At 71.1% G+C, this 19,480-nt stretch carries 18 protein-coding genes and 1 pseudogene; 2 read left to right on the top strand and 17 right to left on the bottom strand.

Annotated features, from left to right (window positions below):
* Positions 1-197 precede the first annotated feature (197 nt).
* The 14 genes and pseudogenes from ACWGI8_RS02810 to ACWGI8_RS02745 form a co-directional block, all read right to left on the bottom strand.
* Positions 198-1,199, bottom strand: coding sequence for a glycoside hydrolase family 6 protein (locus ACWGI8_RS02810; protein ID WP_453658020.1), 1,002 nt, complete (start codon positions 1,197-1,199; stop codon positions 198-200).
* Positions 1,200-1,412: 213 nt separating this feature from the next.
* Positions 1,413-2,096: a class F sortase gene (locus ACWGI8_RS02805; protein WP_453658018.1), complete on the bottom strand. Its 684-nt coding sequence runs from the start codon at positions 2,094-2,096 to the stop codon at positions 1,413-1,415.
* 5 nt (positions 2,097-2,101) lie between these two features.
* Positions 2,102-2,299: pseudogene (locus ACWGI8_RS02800) on the bottom strand (hypothetical protein); the annotation flags it as partial.
* An 887-nt stretch (positions 2,300-3,186) separates the two neighbouring features.
* Positions 3,187-3,966: an HAD-IIA family hydrolase gene (locus ACWGI8_RS02795; RefSeq protein ID WP_453658016.1), complete on the bottom strand. Its 780-nt coding sequence runs from the start codon at positions 3,964-3,966 to the stop codon at positions 3,187-3,189.
* Between the two features lie 88 nt (positions 3,967-4,054).
* Positions 4,055-5,611, bottom strand: a complete 1,557-nt coding sequence (locus tag ACWGI8_RS02790; protein ID WP_453658014.1) for an alkaline phosphatase family protein — start codon at positions 5,609-5,611, stop codon at positions 4,055-4,057.
* A 151-nt stretch (positions 5,612-5,762) separates the two neighbouring features.
* Positions 5,763-6,824, bottom strand: a complete 1,062-nt coding sequence (locus ACWGI8_RS02785; protein WP_453658012.1) for a 2-aminoethylphosphonate ABC transporter substrate-binding protein — start codon at positions 6,822-6,824, stop codon at positions 5,763-5,765.
* Between the two features lie 41 nt (positions 6,825-6,865).
* On the bottom strand, positions 6,866-7,663 hold the full coding sequence (locus tag ACWGI8_RS02780) for an ABC transporter permease (RefSeq protein ID WP_453658010.1): 798 nt from the start codon (positions 7,661-7,663) through the stop codon (positions 6,866-6,868).
* Positions 7,650-8,537, bottom strand: coding sequence for a 2-aminoethylphosphonate ABC transporter permease subunit (locus tag ACWGI8_RS02775; RefSeq protein WP_453658026.1), 888 nt, complete (start codon positions 8,535-8,537; stop codon positions 7,650-7,652). Before ACWGI8_RS02775 ends, ACWGI8_RS02780 begins: the two co-directional genes overlap by 14 nt.
* Positions 8,538-8,553: 16 nt before the next feature.
* Positions 8,554-9,618 (bottom strand): ABC transporter ATP-binding protein, encoded by a 1,065-nt coding sequence (locus ACWGI8_RS02770; RefSeq protein ID WP_453658008.1) that lies wholly within the window; start codon positions 9,616-9,618, stop codon positions 8,554-8,556.
* Complete coding sequence (locus tag ACWGI8_RS02765; protein ID WP_453658006.1) at positions 9,615-10,478, bottom strand: phosphonatase-like hydrolase; 864 nt, start codon at positions 10,476-10,478, stop codon at positions 9,615-9,617. Before ACWGI8_RS02765 ends, ACWGI8_RS02770 begins: the two co-directional genes overlap by 4 nt.
* A gap of 14 nt (positions 10,479-10,492) precedes the next feature.
* Positions 10,493-11,614: a TIGR03364 family FAD-dependent oxidoreductase gene (locus tag ACWGI8_RS02760; RefSeq protein ID WP_453658004.1), complete on the bottom strand. Its 1,122-nt coding sequence runs from the start codon at positions 11,612-11,614 to the stop codon at positions 10,493-10,495.
* Between the two features lie 261 nt (positions 11,615-11,875).
* Entirely contained in the window at positions 11,876-12,634 is a 759-nt protein-coding gene (locus tag ACWGI8_RS02755) for a GntR family transcriptional regulator (protein WP_453658002.1), read from the bottom strand.
* 281 nt (positions 12,635-12,915) lie between these two features.
* Complete coding sequence (locus ACWGI8_RS02750) at positions 12,916-13,776, bottom strand: hypothetical protein (protein ID WP_453658000.1); 861 nt, start codon at positions 13,774-13,776, stop codon at positions 12,916-12,918.
* 116 nt (positions 13,777-13,892) lie between these two features.
* On the bottom strand, positions 13,893-15,299 hold the full coding sequence (locus ACWGI8_RS02745) for an ROK family transcriptional regulator (protein ID WP_453657998.1): 1,407 nt from the start codon (positions 15,297-15,299) through the stop codon (positions 13,893-13,895).
* Positions 15,300-15,355: 56 nt separating this feature from the next.
* Between ACWGI8_RS02745 and ACWGI8_RS02740 the strand changes: the two genes are divergently transcribed.
* Positions 15,356-16,447 carry a Gfo/Idh/MocA family protein gene (locus ACWGI8_RS02740; protein ID WP_453657996.1) on the top strand — a complete coding sequence of 364 codons (1,092 nt, stop codon included), beginning with the start codon at positions 15,356-15,358 and terminating at the stop codon, positions 16,445-16,447.
* Positions 16,444-16,911 (top strand): heme-degrading domain-containing protein, encoded by a 468-nt coding sequence (locus tag ACWGI8_RS02735; protein ID WP_453657995.1) that lies wholly within the window; start codon positions 16,444-16,446, stop codon positions 16,909-16,911. Before ACWGI8_RS02740 ends, ACWGI8_RS02735 begins: the two co-directional genes overlap by 4 nt.
* 326 nt (positions 16,912-17,237) lie before the next feature.
* On the opposite strand, the gene ACWGI8_RS02730 is transcribed toward ACWGI8_RS02735, so the two are convergent.
* From ACWGI8_RS02730 to ACWGI8_RS02720, 3 genes are all read right to left on the bottom strand, one after another.
* Positions 17,238-18,098, bottom strand: coding sequence for a fumarylacetoacetate hydrolase family protein (locus ACWGI8_RS02730; RefSeq protein WP_453657994.1), 861 nt, complete (start codon positions 18,096-18,098; stop codon positions 17,238-17,240).
* Between the two features lie 141 nt (positions 18,099-18,239).
* A complete protein-coding gene (locus ACWGI8_RS02725; RefSeq protein WP_453657993.1) occupies positions 18,240-19,004 on the bottom strand; it encodes a YidC/Oxa1 family membrane protein insertase in 765 nt (254 codons plus the stop codon).
* 165 nt (positions 19,005-19,169) lie between these two features.
* Positions 19,170-19,469 carry a DUF6412 domain-containing protein gene (locus ACWGI8_RS02720; protein WP_453658024.1) on the bottom strand — a complete coding sequence of 100 codons (300 nt, stop codon included), beginning with the start codon at positions 19,467-19,469 and terminating at the stop codon, positions 19,170-19,172.
* Positions 19,470-19,480 lie beyond the last annotated feature (11 nt).

Raw genomic sequence — 19,480 nt, 5'->3', positions numbered from 1 at the left:
CCATTGGAGCCCGTCTGGGGGTCCCCCCAGGCGAAGCTCTGGGGGAGATTGAGGACACGGCCAGAGGCCGTACCGGGGGTCTGGGGCTCGCCCCCCACGCGGCGGAGCCGCACATCGACACAGCCGGGAAGGGGCGGGGAGGGGCAGCATCCACTATGTGGCTCCGCCGCGTGGGCCCGCCGCAGGCGCCCAGACGTCTACTTCGTGTTGCGGGCGAGCTCCAGCGCGTACTCCGGGTACCAGTCGCCGGCCTTCGGGCCACCCTTGCAGTCGCCGTCCGACTCCCCCGGCCGCTTCACCCACAGATACGCGTCGACGAGCGGATCGCCGGTCTTCGTCGTGGGCGCCTCACCGAGCGCTCGGCCCGGCGGGTTGCACCAGTTCTCCTTCGGATCGCCCTGCGTGTACGGCCCGTTGCCGTTGCGGCTGGTGTCGATCACGAAGTGCTTGCCGCCGACCTTCGGCGAGAGCTTGTGGCCGAAGTCCTTGCTGGCCTGGGTGGTCTGGAAGTTGGAGACGTTGACCGCGAATCCGTCGGCCTTCCCGATGCCCGCCCGGGCGAGCGGCTCGGGCAGGGAGTCGGGGTTGGCCCAGCCGGCGTTGCCCGCGTCCAGATAGACCTTCGTCGCGGGCTGCTGCCTGAGCCGCTCGATGGCGCCCTTCAGCAGGTCGAACCGCTCCTCGTGGAACTCGCCCGGCGTGCATCCGTCCACCAGGTGCAGTACGGCGTCGGGCTCCAGGATGACCGTGGCCCGGCGGTCGCCGATGCCCTTGGCGACCTTGTCGATCCACTCCCGGTACGCGTTGCCGTCCGCGGCGCCGCCCTTGGAGAACTGGCCGCAGTCCCGGTGCGGAATGTTGTAGAGGACCAGCAGGGCGTCCCGGTCGGCTTTGGCCGCCGCCTCCGTGTACCCCTTCGCCTCGTCCTCCGGATTCTCCGGGCCGATCCACTGGCCCATCGGCTGCTGGGCGATCTTCTTGATCAGCTCGGCGTTCTTGTCGTCACCGTCGTCGAGGTACGTGGCCACCTGCTTCGACGCGCTCCCCTCGGGGTTGACCCAGTACGGGTCCGTCCCCTTGGGCTGCTGGGCCACCGACCTGTTCCCGTCACCGTCCGGGGTGGAACACCCCGCCACCAGCAGCGCGGCCCCCACCGCGACCGCTGCCCAGCGGGCACGCCCGACATAACTGCCGTACATCCACTCCCCCTTGGTGCACTGTTCTGCCGTGTCAGGGCCGTCCCCCCAAGGCGCCCCGCTCCCGGACAAGACCGGCCGAATCCATCCTGACACACGGCTCCGGGCGGCCACGAGGCAACGAGCCTTCCAGGCAGGGCCGGGCCGGTCCAGCCTGGTCCGGTTCGGTTCGGTCCGGACGACCGCATGCCGGGCGTCCAATGAAGCCGCAGGGTGTCAGATGCCCCGGGCGTCCGTCAGATACGCCGACACCACCACGTTCGCCGTGTACGAGTGGGTCTTCTTGTCGAAGGTTCCGCCGCACGTGATCAGACGGAGTTCCGCGCGGCCCGGCTGACGTGCCCCGTAGACCTCCCGGGCGTCGAACCGGTCCCGGCTGAAGACCTGGACGTCGTCGATGGTGAATTCGGCGACCGAGCCGTCCCCCCGGGTGACCCGGACCTTCTCGCCGGGGCGGGCCGCGCTGAGGCCGTAGAAGACGGCCGGTCTGGTCTTGGTGTCGACATGACCGACGAACAGCGCCGCGCCCACGGCTCCGGGCTGGATGCCGCTGCCGAACCAGCCGACGGTGCCCGGCGTGGCGTACGGCGGCGGATCGACCGCTCCCGTCGCGTCCAGGCCGCGGGACACGACCGGGGCGGTGACGCCTATGGACGGAATCTCCACCTTGCTCGGTTCGGCGGGCCGCAGCGGGGCGCGGGCGGGCGGCAGGGGTACGCCGAGGGGGCGGCCGACCGCGGCCACGTCGCCGGTCGTGGGGGCGGAGCTGGCGCCGGAGCCCTCGGTCGCCTCGTGACCCCACAGCCACAGGCCCAGCAGCATGACCGCCCAGGCCACACCCGTCAGCAGCCGACCGGTGCCCGACGGGCGTTCACCGGAGGTACCTTCACCGGAACGCATGGCGGTCAGTCCTCGTCCGTCGTACCCGCACGGCGGCGACGGGCACTGCGGAAGGCGACCGCCACCGCGGCCACAGCGGCCAGGACCAGCCCGATCACGGTGTGCGGAGTCCCGGGGCCCTGGGTGTCGGCGGACTTGGCTCCCTCGGCAGCCAGAGCGGTGGCGGCGCCGCCACCACCGGCCCGTACCGGAGCGACCGGGGTGTGGTCCGTGTCCGGGTCCTGGAGCGCGTCCTGCTCGTCGTCCTCGCCCTCGTCCCCGTCCTCGCCCTGGTCGTGCTTCTCGTGACCGTGGTCCCGCTTCTTGTCCTCGTCCTGCTTCTCGTGGCCCTGGTCCCGCTTGTCGCCCTCGTCGCGCTTCTTGTCCTCGTCCCGCTTCTTGTCCTCGTCCTTCTTCTTCTCCTGATCCTTCTTCTCCTCGTCCTTCTTCTTCTCCTCGTCGCGCTTCTTGTCCTCGTCCTTCTTCTTGTCCTCGTCGCGCTTCTTGTCCTCGTCCTGCTTCTCGTGACCCTGGTCCCGCTTGTCGCCCTCGTCCCGTTTCTCGTCCTCGTCCCGCTTTTGTTCCTGTCCGCCCTGGCCGAGCAGGCGGGACGGCTCCGGGTTGGGCATCGCGACCTGGAAGCTGTCCACTCCCCGGTGATCATGACCGTCACAGCTGACGCTGATGGCGTACGAACCCGGGTCGACGCCGGGCTTGACCGTCGTCTCCCCGGAGAGCGAGCTCCTCGCGCCCGCGGGGCCGGACAGCGCCGCGTCCGAGGCGAACGCCTGGGACGTGGCGGAGCCCCGGCCTCCGGCGCAGCCGGTGACCCGCAGCTCCACCTCGCCCCCGGGCTTGACCGTGGCGGGCTGGAAGGTGACTTTGACCTGTCCGCCTTCTTCGGCGTACGAGACTCCGGGCGGCGTCAGCAGCAGTGCACCGGAGACCGCCCCCAGTACACGGAGAGCAATCGGAACAGAACGCATTGTGAACCTCCTGGTACCAGAAGATTCACGCGTTCCGCCCGTTTCCGCATCTCCAGCAGACCCAGATGGGTCAAATCCGGGTCAGTTCCGATTCAGATCCGATTCAGATCCGGGTCAGATCCGGGTCAGATCCGGTCGACGAGGTCGGCGATCGAGTCGACGACCTTCGACGGACGGAACGGATACCGGTCGATGTCGTCCGGTGTCGTCAGACCCGTGAGCACCAGGAAGGTCTGCATGCCCGCTTCCAGGCCGGCGAGCACATCGGTGTCCATCCGGTCGCCGATCATCGCGCTGGTCTCCGAGTGCGCCCCGATCGCGTTCAGGCCCGTGCGCATCATCAGCGGGTTGGGCTTGCCCGCGAAGTACGGGTCCTTGCCGGTGGCCTTCGTTATCAGCGCGGCGACCGAGCCGGTGGCGGGCAGCGGGCCCTCCGGACTCGGACCGGTCTCGTCCGGGTTGGTGCCGATGAAGCGGGCTCCCTCGTTGATCAGCCGGATGGCCTTGGTGAGGGCCTCGAAGCTGTAGGTACGGGTCTCGCCCAGGACGACATAGTCCGGCTCGTGGTCGGTGAGGACGTACCCGATGTCGTGCAGGGCCGTGGTCAGCCCGGCTTCGCCGATCACGTACGCCGTGCCGCCGGGGCGCTGGTCGTCCAGGAATCTGGCGGTGGCCAGGGCCGACGTCCAGATGTTCTCCACGGGCACGTCCAGACCCATCCGGGCGAGCCGGGCGTGCAGGTCGCGGGCGGTGTAGATGGAATTGTTCGTGAGGACCAGGAAGGGCTTCCCGGTCTCCCTGAGCTTCTTGATGAAGGCGTCCGCGCCGGGAATCGGGACACCTTCGTGGATGAGGACACCGTCCATGTCGGTGAGCCAGGACTCGATCGGCTTGCGCTCTGCCATGAAGCGGACTCCTGCCGTACGCGTAGTGCGATGTGCGGTGTGCTGACGGGGCGCCGCCACGACGATGTACCGGCGCCCCCCAGCCTAGTCAGGAAGCCGAGACCTTGACCCCGTCGATCACCCAGTACCAGTTGTTGGCACCGGTGTAACGGAAGCGGAAGCTCACGCTGGACGCTCCGGCCGGGACGGCGACGGAGACCCTCTGCGGCTGCGAGACCACGTCCGAGGTGTAGCTCTTCACGACGGTGGGCGTGCCACCGTTGAAGGAGGCCAGGATCTGGGCGCTCTGGCTGCCCTCCTGGCGGTAGAAGGTGGTGAAATCGAGCGTGACCGTGGTCTTGCCGGAGACGCTGTACGCGGGGCTGACCAGCGTGGAGTCGTAACCGCCGGAGTTCGCCTTGTCGTCCCACTCGTCGGAGTCGGCGACGGCGAAGACGCCTCGCGAGCGGACATTGAGCTCGCGCCACTGGTCGCGCTGGGTGCGGGACCAGAACTCGTCGGTGGCGAAGGACCAGCCACGCCACTCGGTGACGCCGCCCGTGCCCATCGCGTTGTTGATGACTGACCAGCCGCTGGGCGCGGTGTGGGTGAAGCCGAGGACCGAGGCCGGGATGCCGGTCTCGTCGACGCGGGCGGTCAGGGACGACTGGAGTGCGTCGAAGGAGTCCGTGGACCGCTCCTGGACGGGCTTGCCGTCCAGGCCCCAGGCGGGGTCGGGGGTGATGCCGAGTTGCTTGAAGACGGTGGCGGCGACATCGACGAGTCGGGTGTCGAGGGGCCGGGCACCGGCGGCGATCCCGGGGCCCTGCGCCAGGACGAAGGTCCGGCGCTCCTCGATGGAGCTGCCGCCGTGGCCGCCGGCGTCGACATGGCCGTGGTCGGTGGCGACGATGACGGTCCAGCGCTCAGTGGCGTACGAGGGCCGGGCCTTGATGGCCGCCCCCAGCCGGCCGACGTAGCCGTCCTGGACGGCGATGGCGTCGAGGTACTTCTGGCCGGTGCCGTTCGCGTGCGCGACGACGTCCGTGTTGCCGAAGTAGACGAAGAGGACGTCCGGGTTCTGGTTGCGCAGGATCGACTCGGTGTCGGCGGCGATGGTGGCGTCGTGGCCCGGATAGCCCTGCGCGTCACCGTCGAGGACCAGCTTGGCGTCGGCCCCGGGGGTGACCGTGCCCTGGGTGTCCAGCGGCTTCCAGTCGACGGCCGCGTACGTGGACAGCTCGGGCCGCACCTGTGCGAGACGGGCCAGGAAGCCGGGGTACCTGCCGTAGTTCTTGCCGATGAAGGAGTTGTCCTTGACGCCGTGCTTGTCGGGCCAGACGCCGGTGGAGATGGTCGACCAGCCGGGCCCTGAGGAGGTCGCGGCCATCGGGTTGGCGTAGAGCAGCGACAGGCCGTACGTGCCGTTCGCCATCATCGACTTCAGGTGCGGGGCGTTGGCCGCGTCGATGCGGTCGTGGCGGAGCCCGTCCATGCCGATGACGAGCACCTTGTCCTTGCTGGCGCCGTTCGGGAGGGTCGGGGCCGCGGCGTGGGCGGCGGGTGCGGCCGCGAGGGTCGTTGCGGTGGTGGCGGCGGCGACCGCAGCGGTCGCGGCGCCGGCGGCGAGCACGGTACGGCGGGGAATGCCGGGTGTCATCGGCATCGTGGGGTCCTCCGTCGGAGAGTGATGACGTGATGGGAAGTCGCGCCCAGAGCAACGCCCCCGCCGAAGCGGGGGCGTTGGTCCATACCCGTTATCTTTCCGCGATAGTCCGTGGGTCACCACGGACGTACGGTGAACTCCTGGCTTCGAGTCAGCTTCCGGTGGCGGACTTCCACGAGTCCACGTACTTCTGGAGGTTGCTGTCGACGTCCTTCCAGTTCGGCTCGAAGACCTGGACGCCCTCCAGGATCTTCGTCAGCTCGATCGCGTTGGCGTCGGTGGCCTTGACGTCGCTGCGCGCGGAGAAGCCGCCGCCGATCTCGCTGACCTGCTTCTGGGCCTTGTCGCTCAGCAGGTAGTCGAGGAGCTTCTTGCCGTTCTCGGTGTGCGGGGCATCGTTGACGAGGCCCGCGGCGTACGGGAGCGCGAACGTGGTGGGCTTGCCGCCCTCCTTGGCCGGGAACCAGATGCCGAGGTTCGGCATGGACTTGGACTGGGCGAAGTTCATCTGGACATCGCCGTTGGCGACGAGGATCTCGCCCTTGTCGACCTTGGGGGCGAGCTTGGAGGTGGAGGAGGAGGGGCCGACGTTGTTGGCCTGGAGCTTCTTCAGGTACGCCATCGCCGGCTCCTCGCCGCCGAAGTCGTGCATGGCCTTGATGACGACGGCGGTTCCGTCGCCCGCGACGCCCGGGGTGGAGTACTGGAGCTTGTCCTTGTACTTCGCGTCCAGGAGCTCCTCCCAGGTCTTCGGGGCCTCCGTCAGCTCCTTCTTGTTGTATATGAAGCCGAAGTAGTTGTTGACGACCGAGGTCCACTTGCCGTCGCCCGACTTGTCGGCGCCGTTGACCTTGTCGGCGCCGGCCGGCTCGTACGCCTGGAGCAGCCCCTTGGAGTCGGCCTGCTGGATGAACGGGGGAAGTGTGACGAGCACGTCGGCCTGCGTGTTGCTCTTCTCGCGAGCGGCGCGCTGCACCATCTCGCCGGAGCCGCCCTCGACGTACTTGACCTTGATCCCGGTCTCCTTCTCGAAGTCCTTGAAGACCTGGTCGTACCAGCCGTCGCCGTTCTCGCCCTTGAGGCCGTCGGCGCTGTAGACGGTGACGACCTTCTCGTCGGAGGCGGCGGAGTCGCCTCCGCAGGCGGTGAGGGTGGCGGCGAGTGCGAGGCTGCCGGTGAGGGCGGCGGTGAGCGTGATGAGGTTGCGGCGCATGACGATGAACAACTCCTTGCGGAACGAGCGGACCTACCGCGTCAGCGGTAGCCGGCTCTGGTGCGGATACGGGAGACGGCGAGCAGGACGAGCAGCGTCGTGGCCATGAGGACCGCGGCGACGGCGGAGCCGGTGAAGAGGGAGCCACGGTCGGTGGCCGTGAAGATCAGCACCGGCAGGGGCATCCAGTCCGGGGGGTAGAGCATCATCGTGGCGCTCAACTCGCCCATGGACAGGGCGAAGCAGAGCCCCGCCGCCGCGTTCAGGGACGGCAGCAGCAGCGGCAGCTTCACTCGCCACAGGACGTACGAGGGACGGGCGCCGAGGCTGGCCGCCGCCTGTTCGTACACAGGGTCGAGACGCAGGATCGCCGCCGAAACCGACTGGTGGGCAAACGCCGTGACAAGAACGGTGTGCGCCAGGATCACGATCCAGCGCGTGCCGTTGAGGAGCACCGGCGGCTGCGAGAAGGCGACGAGTACGGCGAGGCCGACGGCCACGGACGGGACGGCCACCGGCAGCATGAACAGCGCGTCGAGGAAGCGGCGTCCGCGCTTGCCGAGGGAGGCGGCGGCGAGTGCGGCCCAGGTGCCGATGGCGAGTGCGAGGAGGCTCGCGGTGACCGCCGTGACGAGGCTGGTGGTCAGGGCCTGGAGCGACTCGCCGCGTACGGCCGCCGTGTAGTGCTCGGCGGTCGGGCCGGAGGGGAACGCCCCGGACCAGTTGGTGGAGAGCGACGCCGCGACGACGACGAGGAGCGGCAGCGCGAAGAGCGGCAGGAAGAGGGCGAGGAAGAGGACCCAGGTGGCCCATTTGCCCGTACGGCTATGCACCAGCACGACGGCTCACCACCCGGTAGATCCCGTAGAGCCCCACGGAGATCGCGATGTTGACGACGGCGACCACGCAGGCTGCCGCGTAGTCGGATTCGAGGATCGCCTTGCTGTAGACGAGCATCGGGAGCGTCGTGACGCCCTTGGCGCCGGTGAAGAGCACGATGCCGAACTCGTTGAGGCACATGACGAGGACGAGGCTGCCGCCGGCGGCCAGAGCCGGGAGGGCCTCGGGCAGGATCACCTGCCGGACGATCCGGGCCGGCCGCGCGCCCAGCGAGGAGGCGACCTCCAGCTGCGCCGTGTCCAGCTGCGAGAACGCGGCGAGCAGCGGCCGCATCACGAACGGCGTGAAGTAGGTGATCTCCGCGAGGAGCACGCCCCAGGGCGTCGTCAGGAAGTGGAACGGACCGCTCTCCGCGCCGGTGAGGTCCGTCCACACTCCGTTCGCCATGCCGACCGTGCCGTAGATGAACAGCAGCGCGAGCGTGATGAGGAAAGAGGGGAAGGAGAGGAAGACGTCGATGAACTTCGCGACCGCCTTCCCGCCGGGGAACGGCACGAACGCGATGATCAGCGCGAGCGTGAACCCGAGGACGAGACACCCGACGGTCGATCCGACCGCCAGCCACACGGTGGTGGTGAGCGCCTCGCGAAAGGCCTCGGACGCGAAGACGTCGGCGTAGGCGCCGGGGGCGAGGGACTCCTGGACGACGAGGGCGAGGGGGTAGAGGAACACCAGCCCGAGGACGGCGACGGGCGGCAGGGCCCATACCCAGCGAGGGGTTGTGGGCAGTCGTTCCTCCCCCGGAGCTCCGCCTGGGAGGTGCCCCCGGGCGGAACCGGTGGGCACAACCCCCGGTGCCGGGTGCCGTTCCATGAGGCGTTCACCGGGACTAGCCATCGGTCACCCCTGCGGCCAGCAGCACCGCGTCCTCGGGTGCGAAGTGCACCGTCACTTCCTCGCCCAGGGCCGGAGGCAGCCGCAGCTCCCGCAGGTCCGCCTTGACGCGGTGCCCGTCGACGTCGACGTACAGCCGGTGCGTCGCCCCCCGCCACTGCACCTCGGCGACGCGCCCGCGCAGCGCGTTGGGCCCGTCCCCGAGCCCGACGAGGTGCGGCCGTACACAGAGCGTGGCCTGCGCGCCCGGGACCACGTCGGTGGTGGGGACCTTCAGCTCCTGGCCGGCGAAGGTCACGGCGTCCGAGCCGACCGTCACCGGCAGCAGATTCGCGTTGCCGACGAACGATGCCGTGAACTCCGTTCGCGGCTTGCGGTACAGGTCCTGCGGCGTGCCGCAGTCCTGGAGCCGGGCCTTGTCCATGACGGCGATCCGGTCGGCGAGGGTGAGCGCCTCGACCTGGTCGTGGGTGACGTAGAGGATCGAGACGTCCGGCAACTCCCGGTGCAGTCGCGCCAGTTCGGCCAGCATCCCGGAACGAAGCTGCGCGTCGAGCGCGGAGAGCGGCTCGTCGAGGAGCAGGACGTCCGGCCGGATCGCGAGCGCGCGGGCGATCGCGACGCGCTGCTGCTGCCCGCCGGACAGCTCCCGCGGATACCGCTTGGCGTACGCCGCCATGCCGGTCATCTCCAGCGCCTCGGCGACCCGCCCCGGGATCTCGCTCTTCGGCGTCTTCTTCGTGCCCTGCGCCTTCAGTCCGAAGGCGACGTTGTCCTCGACGCGCATGTGCGGGAACAGGGCGTACTGCTGGACCACCATGCCGATGCCGCGCCGGTGCGGGGGCAGATCGGTGACGTCCTGGTCGCCGATGAACACCCGCCCGGAGAAGGGCCGTACGAAGCCGGCGACGGCGCGCAGCGCGGTGGTCTTGCCCGAGCCGGAGGGGCCGAGGAGTGCCATGACCTCGCCGGGTTCGACGGTCAGGTCGAGCGCGTCCAGGACGGTGTTGCCGCTGTACGCGACGGATACCCGGTCGAACCGGATGCCACTGCGGCTCATATGTCCTCCTCCGCGAGGAGGAGGACGGGCAGTTCGGCGACCGAACCGAGGACGTGCGTGGCGCCGTTGGCCGTCAGCCCGGTCCTGTCGTGCGCGCCGGTCAGCACACCCGCCACGACGCGCGCCCCGGAGCGTACGCCGCTGAGCATGTCGTACGAGGTGTCGCCGACGACCGCGATCTGCTGTACGCCGTCGACCGCGCCCGTGCGGAGGAAGGCGGCGAGGACCATGTCGGGGAACGGGCGGCCGCGGCCACCCGCGTCGGCGGGGCAGAGGGTGAGGTCGGCCAGGCCCTGCCAGCCGAGTGCGTCGAGGATCGCGTCCTGGGTGACGCGGGCGAAGCCGGTGGTGAGGACGACGGTGCGCCCCTGGGCCTTCAGCTCCTCGATGGCGGCGCGGGCGCCGGGGATCTCGGCGATGTGTCCGCTGTCGACGAGTTCGCCGTACGCCTCCTCGAAGGCCTTGTTGGCCGCCTGGGCCTTGGCCTCGTCGCCGAAGAGATGGCGGAAGACGGAGATCTTGGACTCGCCCATGGTGGCGCGTACGTAGTCCAGCTTCTCGGCGTGGTCGGGGGTGCCGGGCTCGACGCCGAGGCGCAGCGCGGCGGCGGAGAAGGCCTGCTCGACGAGGCCGCCGTCGGCGACGGTGGTGCCGGCCATGTCGAGGACGACGAGGTTGAGGTTCGGCGCGTTCGTGGTCTCGGTGTTGGCGTTCTCGGTGTTCGCGGTCTCGGTGTTCGCGGTCTCGGTGTCCTTCGGGGTCTCGGTCTTCGTACTCTCGGTCTTCGCGCTCTCGGTCTTCACGCTCTCGGTGTTCGCGGTCTCGGTGTTCTTCGGGGTCTTCGCGTTCTCGATGTTCATGGTCATGTGGTGGTTCACCAGCCCAGTTCGTCGGCGGTTGTCTCGGCGATGGCGGGCGAGCACGTCATTCCGCGCCCGCCCGGTCCTGTCACCAGCCACACGCCGTCGCGCACCTGCTGGCGGTGAACGACGCGGGAGGTGTCGGTGCACTGCGCGTACACCCCGGCCCAGCGGCGGCGGATCTTCGGCAGCGGCCGGCCGAGGAAGCCCTCGACGACCTGCGTGAGGTGCTCGTAGGGGTCTTCGAGGGTGTCGAAGGCGAAGGGGTGCTCGTACTCGTGGGTGTCGCCGATGGTCAGTCCGCCGTCGCGGCGCTGCACCATCAGCAGCTGCATCTTGTGCGCGGCGGCCGCGGGCTGCTGCGCCTGGCCGGCGTTGAGGGCCTCCAGCGCCTCGGACGCGTACGCCGGGTAGTAGCGGAAGGAGTCGGCGTCGGCGACGGAGGTCGTGAGCGTCTCGCCGAGCGGGTCGGTCTGCGCCATCTGGAGGCGTACGCGACGTACCGGGATGTCACCGGCGACCTCGCGGACGAGCCCGCCGAGCCAGGCGCCGGTGCACAGGACGACGGCGTCGCCGCTGTGCACGTCGCCGTGGTCGTCGCGGACCGCGTTCCGGCCGATGACCTCGCGGACCTCGCGCCCGGGGAGGAAGGTGTACCGGCCCGAGGCGAGGAGCGCCCGGCGCAGCGCGAGCTGGGCGGTGCGGGGTTCGACGGCCGCGTCCCGCTCGCAGTGGAGGGCCGACACGAACTCACCGCGCAGGGCCGGGTTGATGGCACGCGCCTCGTCCGCGGTGACCAGCTTGTAGCCGCGGGCGGCGGCGTCGGGCCGGGCCACGGCCGCCTCGGCGACCGCCAGCTCCAGGTCGTTCCGTACGGGAGTCAGCGAGCCGACGGCCCGGAAGCCGAGCTCGGGGACCCGGGCTCCGATGCCCTCCCACAACTCACGCGCCCGGAGCGCGGTCTCCAGCTCCTCGCCGCCGGCGCGGCCGCTGACCCAGATCTGGCCGAAGTTGCGGAGGCTCGCCCCGCGGGCCTCGGCCTCCCGCTCGATCTGTACGACCTCGTGGCCGCGTTCCACTGCGTGCCAGGCGTGCATGGTTCCCACCACGCCGGCTCCTACGACGATGACTCGCATGACGGCAACGGTCCTCGCGGTGGGTGACCCATCGGGGGCCGGTCGGCAACGGGACGGTGAACGGGCCATCAAGGTTGGCCTAGACCCGTTACCCTTCCGTTATCAAGCTTCGTCGTCAGGCCGTCCATCGGTTGCGATGGGCTCCGGAGGTGGCCGGTCAGCCGCTGAGGTGCGCCGAACCGCATCTCCCGAGGGACAACCCTCGAACCCCCGAACCCCCGAACCCCCGGCAGGGAGGCAGACCCGAGCCGACCCTCGGACTCAGGAACCCAAGTGCGCCGAGAAGCTGAAGCGGTCGCCTCGGTAGAGGGTGCGCACGCGCTCCAGGGGCTGCTTTGCCGTATCCCGCGAGACGCGGTGGATCAGCAGCATGGGGAGGGCCGGCGGAGTGCCGATGAGGAGTGCCTCGCGGGGGGTCGCCAGCACCGTCTCGATCCGCTCGTCCGCGTCGCCGAACTCGATCCCGAGCCGGTCGCGGAGGTAGGCGTAGAAGGACGAGTCGGGGTTGAAGTCGGTGTCCAGCCGGGGTACGCGAGCGGCGGAGACGTACGTGCTCTCCAGGCCGACCCGCTCGTCGTCGGCGAGCAGCAGACGCTCCATGTGCCAGACGGGCTCGCCACGCTCCAGTCCGGTCTCGTCGGCGAGAACCGGCGGGCACGGGAAACGGTCGAGGGAGATGAGGTTACGGCCGGGCGTACGGCCCTGACGCCGTACGCCTTCGGTGTAGCTCGCGAGGGAGAGCGGCTGCTCCAGCTTGGCGCCCGCGACCACGGTGCCCCGCCCCTGGCGGCGCAGCCGGCCCTCCAGCAGCAGTTCGCGCAGCGCCTGGCGCACGGTTTCGCGGGAGACCTCGTACCGTACGGCGAGATCGCGTTCGGTGGGCAGCAATCCCCCTTCGCCCAACTCGTCCAGCAGAGCGGCCACTTGGGCCTTCACTGCGTAGTACTTCGGGATACGGCCGTGCTCGGGGATGCCGGAGCGCACGGGTGCACCGGGCGCCTGGTCGTTCGGGTAGTCCACGCCGGGATGGTCGCAGATGCTGGTGAACGGCTCGGTGGGCGGCTCGGTGGGGGGCCGGTGGACGGCTCGGTGGACGGCCGATGGACGGCCCGGTGGGCGGCCCCGGCGGGCGGCTCGGTGGGGGCCCCGGTGGGCGGCTCGGTGGGGGGGGCGGCTCCGTGAGCGGCTCGGTGACTGGCTCCGTGACTGGCTCCGTGGCGGCGGGCCGGCGGGGCGGCAGGCCGGCGGGGCACTGCGCCGGTCAGTACGTCAGTGGGCCAGTGCGTCAGTGAGCCAGCTCGTCAGTGGCGGCCGGAGCGGAGCCGGCGGGCGCCGGCACGAAGGGCCACGGCTCCGACGAGGAGCGCGCCGACGGCGGAGGCGAGCCCGATCGCGTACCGGTAAGCGGTGCCGGTAGCGGCGAGCTCATGGGCGCGGGGCGTGGCCGTCCCGTACGTCCCGGGCTCCTTGCCGGGTTGCCGCTCGGCAGCGTCGCCGGATCCGGTGGGCTCGGCGGCCAGCAGGCTGAAGCGGTAGTCGTTGGACTCCCCCACCCAGTCGCCGTCGGCGCCGCGGCGCTGGACGACGGCCGCGTTGGCGACGACGGAGTCGGCGACGGCGCCGGCCGGGAAGGCGAGGCGCACCCGGACCGTGACGGTGCCGCGGGCGGGCAGGGCGAAGCCCGCGAAACCGCCCGGCTCGGCCCCCAGCGCGCCGACGGCCTCCCCCTGATCGGTCCACTCGAAGGTGACGGGACGCCAGATCCCCGGGGATTGGTCGAAGTACTCCATCCGGATCCGATCGGGGGTGAGCGCCTGGTCCCGGCCTGCGAGCACCACTACGGGATGGATGTTCTTGCAGGCCCCGGCGGTGGTGTTGGTCAGCTCGATGGAGAACTCGCCGGCGGCCGATCCCGCCCGGTACTCGGCCGGGCCCGCCAGGATCCGGGTGGCGACCGGGAAGGCGGGGGCAAGTACGTCACCGCAGGCCGGCTGCTGGTCGACGGGCGCGCCGCCCGGTTCGGGGAGTGCACCGGCGGATCGCGGGGCCGCCGGCTCGGGCGGCATCGGCTCCGCGTCGTTCGCGGAGGCCGGACCCGCGAGGACGGCCGGCGCGATGGCGGCCGTGGCGGCTCCGGCGGCGAGGGCGGTGCGCAGTCGCATGAGGGACCTCTGCTGATCGCGGGCGAGGACGGTCGTAGCCCCCGACGCTGCCATGCGGCGGGCCGCCGCCCCGGTACACACGCCTCCGGACAGCCGAACAATCACACAAATACGCTCTATCGGCCGAGTTGGCCGCCATCCATGCGGCCGAAGAGGGGGGCGAGGACGAGCTGCGCGGCGCCTTCGGCGACCGGGTACGCGCCGACGTCGGCCAGGGCGACGGGCACGGCGTCGTCGCCGATCGCGGCGCGGACGCCACGTACGAACGTCTCCCCGGCCGCGACGACCGTCCGCCCGCCGAGCAGGACCTGGTCGATGTCGAGCAGCCGGACGAGATTGGCGGCGCCGGTGCCGAGCACCCGCGCGGCCTCGCCGAGGTCCCCGCGGGCGACGGCGGCGAGGCACAGCGCCTCGATGCAGCCGCGGTTGCCGCAGCCGCAGACGGGCCCGTCGAGCTGGATGACCTGGTGCCCGAACTCCCCCGCGCCCGTGCGGGCACCCCGGTGGAGCACCCCGCCGAGCACGAGCCCGGCACCCAGGCCCGTACCCAGATGGAGATACGCGAACGACTCCCCGGATCCGGTACCGGCACCGGAACCGGAACCGGAACCGGCGGGAGCGGAACCGGCGCCGGGACCGTGGCCTGAGCCGGAACCGGGGTCGGAACCGGGGACGGGGCCTGGGCCGGAACCGGGGTCGAGGTCGAGGTCGCGGCCGCGGTCGAAGTCGGAATCGGAGCCGGAGCCGGAGCCGGAGCCAGGACCGGGAGCGGGAGCGGGACCGGGAACTTCGCCGGAGACGGAGCTGTCGGGCCTCCCGCGCAGTGCGAGCCCGAGCGCGGCGGCATTGGTGTCCTTGTCGAGCACGACCGGCAGCCCGATCCGCTCCGTGAGCTCCTCCTGGAGCGGCACGCCCTCCCACCCCGGCGCCCCGGTCACCCGCCCCAGCACCCCGGTCCAGTGATCCAACGGCCCCGGCATCCCGACGCCGACGCCGAGCACCCGCTCCACCGGTCCGGATCCCTGCGACAGCAGAGCCGTCACCTCGTCCGCCGCCGTCGCGAGGACGTCCGGCACCGGACCGCCCAGGTCCAGCGCTCGGGTGCGGGACGCGACGACCGTGCCGGCGAGGTCGACCAGCACCGCGGTCAGCTCGTCACGGTCGAGGTGCAGGCCCACGGCGTGGGCGGCGGAGGGGACCAGACGCAGGACCGTACGCGGCTTGCCGCCGGTCGAGGCACGGCGGCCCGCCTCCGTGGCCAGCCCTTCCGCACGCAGCCGCGCCGTGATCTTGCTGACGGCCTGGGGGGTGAGCCCCGTACGCTCGGCGATCTCCAGCCGACTGATCCCCGCCTCGACCGCACCACCCGCACCGGCGCGGCCGCCCGCACCACCCGCGCCGCCCGCACCGCCCGCGCCGCCGGGACCGCCGGGACCGCCCGCCGTCCGCAGCAGATCCAGCACCAGCGCCGCGTTGTGGCTGCGCAGCACCGGCAGATTCGCACCCGCGTTAGTCCTCTTCACCCCGCCATTCTCCGCCGCGCTTGCGCTTTGGCAACACCGTTGCTTAAGTGGAACGCATGACTGGCACTGGCACCGGCTCCCCCTTCCGCGTCGGACTCGTCGGCTACGGCCTCGCGGGCTCTGTTTTCCACGCCCCGCTCATCGCCACCACCGAGGGCCTCACCCTCGACACGATCGTGACGTCGAACGAGGAGCGCCGGGAGCAGGCCCGCGCCGAGTACCCCGGCGTGCGTTTCGCGGCCACGCCCGAGGAGCTGTGGGAGCGTGCCGGCGAGCTCGATCTCGTCGTGATCGCCTCGCCGAACAAGACCCACGTCCCGGTCGCCACCGCCGCCCTCCAGGCCGGTCTCCCCGTCGTCGTGGACAAGCCGGTCGCCGGAACCGCCGCCGCCGCGCGCGAGCTCGCCGCCCTCGCCGAGAAGCGCGGCCTGCTGCTCTCCGTCTTCCAGAACCGCCGCTGGGACAACGACTTCCTCACCCTCCGCGGGCTCCTCGCGGACGGTGAACTGGGCGACATCCAGCGCTTCGAGTCCCGGTTCGAGCGCTGGCGCCCCCAGCTCAAGGGCGGCTGGCGCGAGTCCGGGGCCCCGGAGGAGATCGGCGGCCTCCTCTACGATCTGGGCAGCCACGTCGTCGACCAGGCCCTGGTCCTCTTCGGACCGGCGGTCCGGGTGTACGCGGAGTCCGACGTACGCCGCCCCGGCGCCGAGACCGACGACGACACCTTCATCGCCATCACCCACGCCAACGGCGTGCGCTCGCATCTGTACATGAGCGCCACCACCGCCCAGCTCGGCCCGCGCTTCCGGGTCCTCGGCTCGTCCGCCGGCTACGTGAAGTACGGCCTCGACCCGCAGGAAGCAGCCCTGCGCGACGGCAACCGCCCGTCTCCCGTACAGCCGTGGGGCGTGGAGCCGGAGTCGCTGTGGGGCCGCGTCGGCTCAGGGGAGTCGCCGCTGACCGGCGGCGGGGGCCCGCTGAGGACCCTGCCCGGCGACTACCCGGCGTACTACGCGGGCATCGCCGCCGCCCTGCGCGACGGCACCCCGCCGCCGGTCACCGCCCACGAGGCCGCCGACGCCCTCGACGTCCTGGAGGCGGCCCGCCGCTCCGCCCGCGAGGGCATCACCGTGGAGCTCGGCGCATGAGCGACACCGCCGGCATCGCCACACTCGAAGCCCAGGAACGACAGCTGACGCTGCGCCAGTTCACCTACGACGACGCCTGGACGCTCGGCTCGATGCTCGTCGAGCTCGCGCGCGAGCGGCACGCGCCGGTCGCGATCGACATCCGGCGCGGCCCGCAGCAGCTCTTCCACTGCGCGCTGCCCGGCTCGTCGGCGGACAACGACGCGTGGATCGACCGCAAGCGGCGGGTCGTCGAACGCTACGGCGAGTCCTCCCTCCTCGTCGGCAGCCGTTTCCGGGCCAAGGGCACGACGTTCGAGGAGTCGTCCCGCCTGGACCCCGACCGGTACGCGGCGCACGGCGGCTCGTTCCCGATCCGCGTCCACGGCGCGGGCGTCGTCGGCACAGTCACGGTCTCCGGCCTCCCCCAGGCCGAGGACCACGCGATGGTGGTGGAGGCGCTGGAGCGCCTCATCTCCACCTGAGCCCGCGGAGGGGGTGAATCCCCCGCACCCCCTCCGCGGCCCCTTCGTCCACGCCGCCCGCCGAGGCCCTGGCTGTCACCCGATCGGCGTGACCGTCTCGCCCGGCACGTACACGGACGTGACCGTCCGGTGCGACACGGGCATCTGCTGAGGGCACAGAGCCGCGGCGCCCGTCGGCCCCGCGCAGAGCCGAGCCGGCCCGGGACCACCGACCCGGGACCACTTGGCCAAGACCACCTGGCCTGGCCACGCTCGGACCACCTGACCGGACCACCTGACCGGGCCCCGGGCCGGGACCACCGGGCCGGGACCACCGCCGGGAGGTGTTACGCGTCCTTCAGCTCCTGCCGCTGCCGGCCGAGCCCCTCGACCTCCAGCTCGACGACGTCCCCGGACCGCAGGAACGGCTTGGGCTCGGGCTGCCCCAGCGCCACACCCGCCGGCGTACCGGTGTTGATGACATCGCCCGGGTACAGGGTCATGAACTGGCTCACGTACCGCACCACTTCGGCCACCGGGAAGATCTGGTCCGCGGTGGAACCGTTCTGCTTCAGCTCACCGTTGACCCAGAGCTTGAGCGACAGCGCCTGCGGGTCGGGCACCTCGTCCCGCGTCACCAGCCAGGGGCCCAGCGGGTTGAACGTCTCGCAGTTCTTGCCCTTGTCCCACGTGCCGCCGCGCTCTATCTGGAACTCCCGCTCCGAGACGTCGTGCGCCACCGCGTACCCCGCGACATGCGCGAGAGCCTCCTCATGGGACTCCAGGTACCGCGCGGTACGTCCGATGACCACCGCGAGCTCGACCTCCCAGTCCGTCTTCTCACTCTTGCGCGGTACGAGCACGGTGTCGTTCGGGCCGACGACCGTGTCCGCGGCCTTGAAGAAGACGACGGGCTCGGCGGGCGTCGCCGCACCGGTCTCCGCCGCGTGGTCGTGGTAGTTCAGCCCGATGCACACGACCTTGCCGATGCGCGCCAGCGGCGGGCCTATGCGCAGCCCGGTCGCGTCGAGCACGGGCAGCTCACCCGCCTCGGCCGCCTCCCGGATCCGGCCGAGCGCGGCATCGTCGGCGAGCAGCTCGCCGTCGATGTCCGCCACCAGCCCGGACAGATCCCGCAGCGTCGTCCCGTCCTGGTCGAGCAGCGCCGGACGTTCAGAACCCGCCGCACCGACACGCAGCAGCTTCATGTTTCTTCTCCCTGTGGTCGAGGTAGCCCCGGCTGAGGGTCCCCCGCCGTAAGGCAGGGGCACTGTGCGGCTCATTGGAGGATTGGTCGATCCTCCAAGACATCGGACCAGCCTGCAAGACCCCGTTCACAACCTGGACCGTTACCCAGCGGTAGCCAGGGCACCGGCCACCGGCGTGTCCCGGTAGAGGAACACCCTCTCCACCGCGCTCCAGGTGGTGCTGGTGACGACATAGAGCGCGGCGGCGAGCGGAACCACGGCGACGGTGACGAGCGTGGCGAACGAGAGCAGCGGCATCACCTTCGTCATGGCCCCCATCCCCGGCAGCTGCTGCCCCTGATCCAGCGGACCGGCGGCCGCCAGCTGACGCTTGGTGCGGACGTAGTTGAACGTGGCCACGGCGGCGACGATCCCGAACAGCGCGACGTACACCAGCCCGGCCGGCCCGAACACCCCACCATCCCCGAGCGCGTCCGCCCACCTGCTGCCGAGCGGGGCGGCGAGCAGGCTGTGCCCGAGCAGCCCGTTCGCCTCGCCACCGATCTCCGAGCTGGAGAAGAGGTGGTACATGAGGAAGAACGCCGGCAGCTGCATCAGGCTGGGCAGACACCCCGACAGCGGCGAGACCTTCTCCCTGGCATGCAGCTCCAGAACCGCCTTCTGCAGTCGCTCCGGGTCCTTGCCGTGCTTCCTGCGCAGCTCGGCGACCTGCGGCGCGAGCCGGGTGCGAGCCTTCTGCCCGCGCGCGGCCGCACGCGAGAGGGGATGGACGGCGAGCCGTATCAGCGCGGTGAACAGGATGATCGCCGCGGCGGTGGCAGAGCCCTGGAAGAGCGGCTGGACCACATCGGCGAGCCGCTCGACCAGCGAAGCGAAAACGGGAGTGAAAGAGGCGAAAGCGGACATGGAGGCCCTCCGGGTCTCGTCGTGCCGGAAACAAACAGACATGTCGGCATGACGACCCGCGAAGGGGTACCGGAAAGTACGCGGCTGGGCAGATGCGCAGATGCCCGGATGCCCGGATGCCGGGACGCCTGGATGAGCAGATGCGCGGATGAAGTGAGGGTGCCCCTACGCGGCCGTCGTGCAGGGACGGCCCGGGGCTCGGGGCCTGGTGCGGCCCGATGCGTCGGGATCGCGCTGTGGCAGGAAAGCCGTACGCCGCTCGCGGTCACGTATCGCTGTCCGTATTCGCGTGCGCGGCACCCGCGGAACGGACCGCGAGAGGACCAACGCACAGGCGACGAGCGCGGCGCCCGCCGCGGCGGTGGCGGCAAGCGCGACGGCGACGGAGAGTCCGATGCCTTCGGCCACGAAGACTTCGACGAGAACGAAGAGCAGCAAAGCGATCGGCCGCAGGGCACGCAGCATCTGTCCGGTCA

The sequence above is a fragment of the Streptomyces sp. NPDC054841 genome (assembly GCF_053611045.1).
Note: the sequence above shows the minus strand (reverse complement) of the source record. Positions and strands in the feature narration are given on the sequence as shown.

Coding starts and splice junctions, on each gene's coding strand:
- ACWGI8_RS02765 (WP_453658006.1), bottom strand. CDS start 10,478: ATGAACATCGAGAACGCGAAGACCCCGAAGAACACCGAGACCGCGAAC.
- ACWGI8_RS02775 (WP_453658026.1), bottom strand. CDS start 8,537: ATGGAACGGCACCCGGCACCGGGGGTTGTGCCCACCGGTTCCGCCCGG.
- ACWGI8_RS02740 (WP_453657996.1), top strand. CDS start 15,356: ATGACTGGCACTGGCACCGGCTCCCCCTTCCGCGTCGGACTCGTCGGC.
- ACWGI8_RS02790 (WP_453658014.1), bottom strand. CDS start 5,611: ATGCCGATGACACCCGGCATTCCCCGCCGTACCGTGCTCGCCGCCGGC.
- ACWGI8_RS02725 (WP_453657993.1), bottom strand. CDS start 19,004: ATGTCCGCTTTCGCCTCTTTCACTCCCGTTTTCGCTTCGCTGGTCGAG.
- ACWGI8_RS02805 (WP_453658018.1), bottom strand. CDS start 2,096: ATGCGTTCCGGTGAAGGTACCTCCGGTGAACGCCCGTCGGGCACCGGT.
- ACWGI8_RS02750 (WP_453658000.1), bottom strand. CDS start 13,776: ATGCGACTGCGCACCGCCCTCGCCGCCGGAGCCGCCACGGCCGCCATC.
- ACWGI8_RS02770 (WP_453658008.1), bottom strand. CDS start 9,618: ATGAGCCGCAGTGGCATCCGGTTCGACCGGGTATCCGTCGCGTACAGC.
- ACWGI8_RS02785 (WP_453658012.1), bottom strand. CDS start 6,824: ATGCGCCGCAACCTCATCACGCTCACCGCCGCCCTCACCGGCAGCCTC.
- ACWGI8_RS02720 (WP_453658024.1), bottom strand. CDS start 19,469: ATGCTGCGTGCCCTGCGGCCGATCGCTTTGCTGCTCTTCGTTCTCGTC.
- ACWGI8_RS02735 (WP_453657995.1), top strand. CDS start 16,444: ATGAGCGACACCGCCGGCATCGCCACACTCGAAGCCCAGGAACGACAG.
- ACWGI8_RS02795 (WP_453658016.1), bottom strand. CDS start 3,966: ATGGCAGAGCGCAAGCCGATCGAGTCCTGGCTCACCGACATGGACGGT.
- ACWGI8_RS02760 (WP_453658004.1), bottom strand. CDS start 11,614: ATGCGAGTCATCGTCGTAGGAGCCGGCGTGGTGGGAACCATGCACGCC.
- ACWGI8_RS02730 (WP_453657994.1), bottom strand. CDS start 18,098: ATGAAGCTGCTGCGTGTCGGTGCGGCGGGTTCTGAACGTCCGGCGCTG.
- ACWGI8_RS02810 (WP_453658020.1), bottom strand. CDS start 1,199: ATGTACGGCAGTTATGTCGGGCGTGCCCGCTGGGCAGCGGTCGCGGTG.